This is a genomic window from Microbacterium umsixpiens, assembly GCF_053543675.1.
Window position 1 is genome coordinate 13,119 of record NZ_JBLVOH010000043.1, and the last position, 648, is coordinate 13,766.

The 648-nt window shown below is 70.8% G+C and carries 1 protein-coding gene; it reads left to right on the top strand.

What is annotated here, in order from left to right:
- The coding region (locus tag ACNPM4_RS05005; protein WP_448984900.1) for a serine hydrolase domain-containing protein at positions 1-616 on the top strand (616 nt) is incomplete at its 5' end.
- Positions 617-648 lie beyond the last annotated feature (32 nt).

The window sequence follows — 648 nt, forward strand, 5'->3', positions numbered from 1 at the left end:
CCCCCTGCATGAGCTCGACAACACCGAGGCGTTCGTGCCGGTGCTCGACGGCCGGCCGCAGGTGAGCGCGCCGGGCTCGCGATTCGCCTACTGCAACAGCGGTTTCGTGCTGCTGGCGCTGGTGGCGGAGCGCGCGTCGAAGACGCCGTTCCACGAGCTCGTCCAGGAGCGCGTCTTCGCTCCCGCCGGGATGGCGTCGAGCGGATATCCCCGCACCGACGACATGCCGGGGGATCTCGCTCTCGGGTACCTGGGCGACACCGACGACCGCACGAACGTGCTCCATCTGCCGGTGCGCGGGAGCGGAGACGGCGGCGCGGCCACGACGGCCGCCGATCTGCACGCGTTCTGGACGGCGCTGTTCGATCACCGGATCGTGAGCGCGCAGATGCTGGCCGTGCTCACCGAACCGCTGAACGAGGTCGAGGACGAGAACATGCGCTACGCGCGGGGCTTCTGGCGCGGATGGGAATCGGGCACCGTGATCCTCGAGGGGTACGACGCCGGAGTCTCGGCGCGCACCTGGCACGACCCCGAATCGGGCGTGACGGGGACCGTCATCGCGAACGCCTCGGACGGCGCCTGGCCGGTCCTGGAGGCCGTCGACTGGCCCTGAGAGTGGTTGCCCTGAGCGCCGTGACCGCGTGC